The sequence below is a fragment of the Dethiosulfatibacter sp. genome (genome assembly GCF_983023055.1).
In genome coordinates this window covers 1-9,188 of the sequence record NZ_CEZJXU010000047.1, presented here as the reverse complement: position 1 = coordinate 9,188, position 9,188 = coordinate 1, and the positions used below count along the sequence as shown (strand labels likewise).

At 36.0% G+C, this 9,188-nt stretch carries 6 protein-coding genes; all 6 read right to left on the bottom strand.

Annotated features, from left to right (window positions below; all coding sequences use genetic code 11):
- The coding region (locus AC3AX0_RS03140) for an iron-containing alcohol dehydrogenase (RefSeq protein ID WP_487548852.1) at positions 1–1,055 on the bottom strand (1,055 nt) is incomplete at its 3' end.
- 193 nt (positions 1,056–1,248) lie between these two features.
- Positions 1,249–2,913, bottom strand: coding sequence for a sigma 54-interacting transcriptional regulator (locus AC3AX0_RS03135; RefSeq protein WP_487548851.1), 1,665 nt, complete (start codon positions 2,911–2,913; stop codon positions 1,249–1,251).
- A 403-nt stretch (positions 2,914–3,316) separates the two neighbouring features.
- The gene (locus AC3AX0_RS03130) at positions 3,317–4,399 is read right to left on the bottom strand and encodes a M24 family metallopeptidase (protein ID WP_487548850.1); all 1,083 of its coding nucleotides are present in this window, start codon (positions 4,397–4,399) and stop codon (positions 3,317–3,319) included.
- A gap of 128 nt (positions 4,400–4,527) precedes the next feature.
- Positions 4,528–5,874, bottom strand: a complete 1,347-nt coding sequence (locus tag AC3AX0_RS03125; RefSeq protein ID WP_487548849.1) for a purine-cytosine permease family protein — start codon at positions 5,872–5,874, stop codon at positions 4,528–4,530.
- Positions 5,875–5,894: 20 nt separating this feature from the next.
- Positions 5,895–7,646 (bottom strand): hydantoinase B/oxoprolinase family protein, encoded by a 1,752-nt coding sequence (locus AC3AX0_RS03120; protein WP_487548848.1) that lies wholly within the window; start codon positions 7,644–7,646, stop codon positions 5,895–5,897.
- A partial coding sequence (locus tag AC3AX0_RS03115; RefSeq protein ID WP_487548847.1) for a hydantoinase/oxoprolinase family protein occupies positions 7,647–9,188 on the bottom strand: 1,542 nt, incomplete at its 5' end.

Genomic DNA, 9,188 nt, shown 5'->3' with positions numbered 1-9,188 from the left:
GCAATTGTTGGAAAAATATCTTTGTCAATGCCAAGTTCCTTTAATGATGGAATGCTGATTTCCTTAGATAACGCTTTTATTTTTTCAACTGCAACCTTTGAAGCATCTTCAGGAGATAATCCAGCAACGTCAAGATTCATTGCCAATGCAATATCTTTTGTTCTCTCAGGTACAACCTCAGCATTGAATGCCATGACATGAGGAAGTCCTACTGCATTTGCAACTCCATGAGGAAGTCCGCAATGTGCACTAAGTGGATGCGCAATAGAATGTACAAGTCCAAGTACAGCACTGTTGAATGCAAAGCCTGCGAGCATGCTACCAAGAAGCATGTCTGTTCTAGCCTGAATATTACTGCCGTTCAATGTTGCTTCAGCTAGGCTGTTGAATATAAGATCAATGGCCTTAAGAGAATACACATCTGTCGGAATCATTGCTCCCTTAGAAACATAGGCTTCTATCGCATGTGTCAATGCATCCATTCCTGTAGATGCTGTGATTTTAGATGGCAATCCAACTGTCAAAAGTGGATCAGCAAGAGCAAAGGTTGCACCTACAAACTGACCGCCTATTACCATTTTCTTGATATTTGTTGTATCAGTTATTATACTAAATGCTGTCACTTCACTTCCAGTACCTGAAGTTGTAGGAACTGCAATTAAAGGTTTTGTTGGAAACTTAACAAGGTTGATTCCATTATACTGGTTTATAGGAGATGGGTTTGTTAGCAATATATTTATTGCCTTGGCACAATCCATGGCACTACCTCCACCTATTGCTACCATAACATCTATATCCGCTTTTCGGGCTAATTCAGCTGCTTCTTCAACCAAAGTATCTGGAGGGTTTGGAAGAACCTTATCATACTCTATAACCTCAATACCTACTGACTTCATCTTATCAACTATTCCATCAACAATTCCTGCTGATTTTACGCCCTTGTCGTAAACACAAAATACTCTTTTGCCTCCGAGTCCTTGAACCATTTCTCCCATACCATCTGTACAACCTTCGCCAAATGTTACAAAACTAGGAATACCAAATTGAAAATTCATATGAAACCTCCATTAGATTTATTTGATTAAATAATAAGCAATTAGCATGCCAACAATCTCCATTTAACAAAAAATACTGAAAAAACACTAATATATCCAAAAAAATCGTGTGAAACCAATAAATAATTTCAGAAAACACTTATTTCATCTTCTTTTACCCTTGAAATAAAAAAGAAATCCAACCTTTCCACATTTAGGAATTGTTAAATTTCTGGCTCATAGTAACCTTTTCAATCTCATTTTTTTTTGCAAACATATCTACAAACTTCTCTGCCATAACAGGTATATCAGTTGTTCTTTCCCTAAGGGGCGGTAGCTTTAGATTTATGATATTAAGCCTGAAATACAAATCATCCCTGAAATTTCCAAGATCAGATTCCTTTAGAAGGTCCTTCTTAGTCGCTGATATTATTCTAATATCGAAGGGGATGTTTTCAAGCCCTCCAATTCTAGTTATGGTATCTGTTGATAATGCTCTCAAAAGCTTAATTTGAACATCCAAGGGCATACTCTCTATTTCATCCAAAAATAAAGTCCCACCTGAAGCAAGTTCAAATTTCCCGATTTTACCCCCTGTCAGAGCACCTGTAAAGGCTCCAGGCTCGTATCCAAAAAGCTCACTTTCTATAAGTTCCGAAGGTATCGCCCCACAATTTATTGCAACAAAAGGCTTGTTATTCCTCTGACTTTCATTGTGAATTGACTGTGCAAACATTTCCTTTCCCGTACCACTTTCACCTGTCAGCATAACTGCTGAAGAATACAATGAAACCTTTTTGCCCAGGTCCTTGATCCTATTGATTTCACAATCTTCTCCAAGAATATCATCAAATCTATATAATGCTTCATTGCTTCTCTGCATGTTTTGAAGTTTCATTATCTCATTAGTTTCCTGCAAGCTAACCATTTCTCCAATCTGCCCACCTGCTGAATCAAGTATATTTTTGGTTGTTATAATAAATGATTTTTTCTTTCCTTTGACGTTTAAAATCACTTCTTCATTGACAAGGTCTCTACCTATTGCCAGTGAATCTACACATTCCCTGTATCTATTTATCCTGTCAGCAATGGAAATTTTGTCCTTTGTTTCTATCTTAAGCATCTTAAGAACCTTATTATTATAATCTATTCTTCCTGTCTGCTTGTTATTGAAAATTACTCCATTCGGTAGATATTCAATAGATTCCATCAATGAAAAACTACAGAAAGAAAGGTTGTTAATCATATAGTTCACAGTCAAGCAGCTGTCCAAAAATTTGGAGATGCTTTCTACAAGACCTAACTCAACCACTGTTTGCTCGGTCTTGTTGCTGGAAATATTTATTGCTCCAATAACCTTCCCGTGAACATCGTGTATTGGAGCATACGAACAGTTGAATCTATGAAGGTAATAGTTGTAATGCTCGCTTCCAAATAGTTGTATTGGTTTGTTTTCCTTCAAGGCCATAGAAATTGCATTTGACCCTATGAAATCTTCGCTTGCAACTTTTATGATTATATTTTCTTCCTTGGTACTCCCGGTTATACTTTCGGGTAAAGCAAGGATTCCCTTCATTCTTCCCTTTTCATCAAATATTGTAAAAGTAAGATCCATCTTTATGGCAATATCTTTTATCATGTTGATTATTTGTCCATAATCTTTTTCCATGTCCTTAATATCTAATAAATTTTGAAGTTCTTCACTTGTTAAGATAATCGATTTATCAAATCTATATGGGTCAATGTTAAGCTTAAAACTTTTTTCCCATGCACTTATTATTTCAGGTTTGACAATTTTAGGGTCTGCCTTCACCCCTTTTATCATTTTATTCCATTCCTTAAATATTTTATCACTATGTCTGTCCTTTAAGTTTTCCAAAACATCCTCCTATCAGGAACTGTACTCAGTGTCTACTGAAAAACAGCAAATCTAAAACACGGAAAGGTTAACAATTATCAGTCCTCTTATTCAAATCTCCTTATGAGTTCACCATATATATCCTTGTCCAGAATCTCATGCCTTCTGGGCACCAGGAACAACTATAAATTCTTCACTCTCCAATAATTCTCTCAATTTCAATGATTTTTTCATCTCATCACCTTAGTACACTTAAAGTTTTTATTCTCCGTGTACTATCCTTTTTGATTATATATATTTAATTTTACTCTTACAATGGCCTTATTTCAACAAATATCGCTGTTTTCATATGAAGAAATTGGAAATTCACATTAAAAAACTCCACAATCCCTTGAAAAAAGACTGCGGAGTTTTGTTTATTAGCTTAAACTATAATCATATCCTTTGACAACTTGTTAAGTATCTCTACCCCTTCATCTGTAACAACCACTGAATCTTCAATTCTTATACCAAATTCATCTTCAATATAAATACCCGGTTCAATTGTAAAAGCCATTCCAACTTCAATCTTCTTCTTGCTGTTTTTGGTTACATAAGGTTCTTCATGGGTTGAATATCCAATTCCATGCCCCAGTCTTGTAGTAAAGTATTGGCCGTATCCAGCGTCTTCAATGTGCTTTCTAGCAATATTGTCAAGGCCTGCTATCGAATTATCAACAGCGATAGCGTTCTCTCCAATAATGTTTGATCTAAGAACTATTTCATACACTTCCCTCATTTTCTTCGTAGGTTCCCCTACAAATATAGTTCTTGTAACATCCGAACTCATTCCTTGATATTTCGCACCTATATCCAATAAAACAATATCTTTGTCTTCAATTATTCTGTCATTGCCGTTATAGTGGGGCAAAGCGCTATTACTGCCTGATACTACCAACGCAAAATCAGGAATACAACTTCTTGATTTGAATTCTTGAATTATCTTGTCATAAATATCCTTTTCACTGATTCCAGCCTTGATAAATTCTATTGTACTCATCATAACCTCATCAGTTTTCTTCGCTACAATTTTCAGTTTTTCAATTTCATCAAGAGATTTGATTAAGTTAACTTCTTCTATCAAACTTTTGCTGTTCACAAATTTAATATCAATACTTTCCATTATATCCAATATATTGAATGCTCTTGCTTTGCTGTTTACACCTATTGTACATCCCAATAGATTGTGTTCATTTAGTATTTTTTTCAATCCATCCATATACCCATCATTGTCAAACCAGGTATAAACATTCCCGCAGTTTTTCGAATGATTCATATCGCTTTTAGTCAATAAATTACAGAAATAGAAATTTTCGCCATTTTTCTTTATGAACAATCCCTGGAATCTTTCACAAAGAATAGGGGAAATACCTATTATATTCTTTAATTCCTCCGAGGGAACTATCAACATTGCATCCAAATCACTATTTTTTAAATTTCTTAATAATTTTTCATAATAAGTTGTCATAATAATCTTCCTTATTTATAATTTATTTTATTCTTATATTACAAACCCACCATAACCTAAGCTATGTCATAGATAGATAAAATAAAAAGAGATGATCTTTAATAATAAAGACCATCTCTCCATATATACTATTGTTGACTAGAGAATGCTTCTGCGGTAAAATGGTCCGGAGCAACTTTTGCTTTGATTTTCATGGATATGTAGTATACAAGTCCGGCTACTATCAAATTTTGCACTGCCGGCAATCCCATCGGATTTACATATGTGGTTATGTAACCGATAAATATTCCTGATATCCAAGCAATTGTTGCCATCCAATTCCAACCGCTGTGATCCTGCCATTCCTGCTTTCTAATGAAGAAATCAACAAACATTATCCCAGCCATTGCAGGATATGCTAACGCTGTCAAATACAGAAAATCCATAAAATGATCAAGTATTCCTGATAAAGCTATGACTATGGCAATTAAGGTTCCTACAAGAGTGATAATAGATCTACCTTTACTGGTCTTAATATTCATGAGATTTGATAAAGAAAGACCCATTGAATAGTTGTTTACCAGTTGACTTGTCCAAGTTGACAACCATAACACTACAAATCCCCAAACTGGAAATCCTAAAGCAACCATTACTGCCACTATATCAGCAGTTCCCTGTCCTATCGCCATCATGGCACCTACATACATAAGTGGAAACCCTATACCTATGATTCCAATAGGTATCAATATATTATCTTTTATTCTAGGCTTTGCATATCTTGTATAGTCTGCAGCAATTACCCACTGCGATACATTAATACTTACAATCAGACTTACTGCCCCAAGAAATGTCATTGTCTGTTGCTGTGGTTCAAAAGCCAATATCTGGTCGATTCCAAAATTCTTAATTGTAAGATATATACCTCCAACTACAAGAATCAATCCTGCTGGTACAGCCACATAATCAGTCCATTTCATCGATGAGTATCCTATAATTGATGGTATTGCAAATATAAGACCTATTATAGTTGTAATAATCGCCCAGGTTCCCCAATTGGATGTATAATCAATACCAAGCATTGCACATATTGCATTACCTGCTACTGCAGTCTGTACAGCCCACCATCCAAGACTAACCATAAATATTACACTTGCTATAATAAATCTTGATTGGACCGCTCCAAAACTTGATCTTGCCAATACTGATGAAGCTCTACCTGTTTTTGCTCCCATATAACCATTAAGAGCATTTCCAGCCCATTGGATTACAATAAATGCTACAAACATTATTGGGAAGAGCTGTTTGAATCCAAAGGATCCTATAAGCATTGATCCAACCATCAAAACAGGTATGCAAAATTCCAAACCACCAAATATAACTGCCGGTGCAAGCCAGTGTTCCCTCTGATTTAAGGGAACAGCTCCTAAAGGCTCATCAGTTTTTACATTCGATTCGTTTTTTACTTTTTTATCTTTTACATTTTGTTTTTCAGACATAAATTCTCCCTCTCTTTATATTACGCCAGGTTTTTTAATCCCAGTCTCTCGTCTGTTTCTCCAATAACTTCCATAGTATCAGGATTCAGCTCAACTCCATAATCAGCATATGCCTGCTCAAATGTGATAAATTCATTCTTTACATCCATAATAATTTTTTCCAATGGTCTGTTCATTGGATTACCATATCCACCTCCTGTGGCAGTGCTCATACGTACAGCATCTCCGGTGCTTAGAGGATATCTAGGATATTTACCATAGGGTCCATCTACTGTTCCATCTGCCTTTATTATTTCAAACATGTTCCTTGAACCGTCCTTACCTTCTTCCAATCCCCAAGGCAAAAACTTGAATCTACCAAATGTACCTGTAAAGGAACCATTGTCATTAAGCTGCTTATATGTTCTAACAACTCCTGATCCACCTCTGAATTCTCCTGCTCCTGCACCATCGGCTCTCAATTTGTATTCCTCTGCAAAAAGACCATATCTTGTTTCAAGTACTTCTACAGGTATATTGAATGTTTCACCGTCACCTATACAGAATTGAGCATTTTCTCCATCCTTGGCTTTGCCTGCTCCCCAACCTCCAACTGATGGGCCAACAGCTATATAAGGTTCACTTGTGTCCGGATGTTTTCCAACAAAAACAAATGCACAAACAGACAAAAGATGTCCTGCTGTAAGTCTGTCAGGAAGTAGAGGTGCAAGAGCTTTCCAAATCAAATCTTCTCCTGCAATCATAGTTTCCCAATAAGTCGATACTGCAGAAGGTCTCTCGGCACTGAAAATCGATTTTTTATCTACAATTATTTCAAGTGGTTCAAATACTCCATCATTTACATCCTGTGATGGATTGGTTGCAGCCAGGAATATTGTTCTTACTGCAGATTCAAGTCCACATAATGCAACATTCACTGGTCCAAGAACCTGCATGTGTGATCCTCTAAAATCGCAGATAAACCTATCTTCGTCTATTGTTACCTTCACTTGTATCCTAAAAGGTCCATTACCAAGGCCGTCGTCATCAATATAATCTACAGCTTCATAAACACCATTTGAAAGCTTCATAACTTCCTTTTTTGAAATTTCTTCGCTAGTTTTTAGCATTCTTTCTATTGAATACAAAACTGTATCATTTGAATACTTGTCACAAAGATCAATGAATCTTTTCTCACCAGTCTTAAGACCTGCAATCTGAGCCCACATATCTCCAATTGAAAGATCTGGAAATCTTACATTGGCTTTTATCAGGTCAATCAAAGCTTCGTTAATTTCTCCTTTGTTGAAAAGTTTTATACATGGGAACTGTAGTCCTTCCTGAAATATTTCAGTTGAATCAACAGTCCATGAACCTGGGTCCTTTCCACCAACTTCGGTCCAGTGCGCCTTGTTTGCAGAATATGCTACAATTTCATCATTATAAAATATTGGCATTACAACACCAACATCAGAAAGATGTGAACCTCCCCCAGCATATGGATCATTTATTATGATTATGTCTCCAGGGAAAAGATTGCCTTTCTTTGCAAATTTCTCTATTGTTTCCTTAACCATAAAACTCAAAAGTCCTATAAATCCTGTAACTCCATTGCCCTGTGTCAAAAGGTTACCATGCTCGTCGGTGAGAGCTGATGCAAAGTCAAGTGTTTCATATATAACAGGACTCTTGGATGTTCTTGCAATGGAAATAAACATTTCTTCACCTATTGCATACAGAGAATCCTTTATTATATCAAGTGTAAACTGATCCACTTTATTAATAGTACTCATCTACTTCACCTCCGTATTGATTATAAGATTTCCATATTTATCTACTTCAACACTCATGTCAGGATATACAACTGTTGATGTAGTTACTTCTTCAATTATTGCAGGTCCATCGATTTTCATATTTGGATATAGTCTGTCCCTTAAATATATCTTTGTTTCAACTTCGCCAATATTTTCAAATGTGACTTTTCTTACTTCCTTTACTGCGCTTTCAATATCTTCAGATTTAATTTCCAATTCCTTAAGATCTGTTTTCTCAACCTTTCCAAATGATGTAAGATGAAGATTTACTATTTCAGTAAGACTGTCGTCAATTCTGAAATTATAGCTCTTTTCGTGAGCCATATGGAATCGTTCAATAATATCTACTAAATTTCCATCATTAATATCCTCGTTGAATATTTGAACCTTGATCGTATGTTCCTGTCCCCAGTATCTCATGTCAACATTTTTTACGAAAATCACCTCATCTTCTGTAATACCCTTCTCCAAGTATTCAGAAACTGCTTTTTCTTCCATATTATTCCATTGGTTGTTAATCAATTCATAATCCATATTATCGAGTCTCATATTAAAAGTCTGAATATCATCCTGTCTCAAATCTGTCATGAGCATTCCCCAAGCTGAAAATACCGATGCAGCTACAGGTATTATAACCTTCTTGATTCCAAGTTCCTTTGCAAGAGGTGTCGCATGCATTGGTCCACCGCCTCCGAAGGCAACAAGAGCAAAATCTCTTGGGTCATAACCTTTTCTAACTGAAATAAGTTTAAGTGCATTTAACATGTTGGAATTTGCAATCCTGATTATTCCAAGAGCCGCTTCCTCAACTGATATATTGAAAGGTTTTGCAATCTTTTCTTCAATTCCAGCTCTTACCTTATCCATGTCAACTTCCATATCAAAATTTTCAGGTGACAATCTTCCAACTATAAGGTTTGCATCTGTAGTTGTTGGCTCTGTACCACCTAAGCCATAGGCTATTGGGCCAGGAAGTGCACCAGCAGACTGTGGTCCAACCTTTAGAGAATTACCTTCATCAATCCAGGCTATGGAACCTCCACCATTTCCAATTTCAACAATATCTACAACAGGTACCTTCACAGGATATCCTGCTGTTACATTAGTCTTTTCTATTTTGTGTTCAGTTGTAATCTTAACTTCTCCACCGTCTACAAGAGAGCATTTAGCCGTTGTTCCACCAATATCAAATCCTATAACCTGTTCTTCTCCAAGAAGCTTTCCTAGCATAGCTGATCCGAAAATACCGGCTACTGGACCAGATTCAATCATATTTATTGGAGTTTCCTTTGCCTTTTCAAAAGTTGTGGTTCCTCCATTGGACTGCATTATATACTTAGGACATTTAATACCTATATCTTCAAGCTCGTTATACAACTCATCTATATATTTAGCAGCCACAGGCTTCACATATGAATTAAGTACAGTTGTACTTGTTCTTTCATATTCTCTGAATTCCTTTGATACTTCATATGACCCTGTAATATATACTTCCGGCCACATTTCCTTAATCATTTCAAC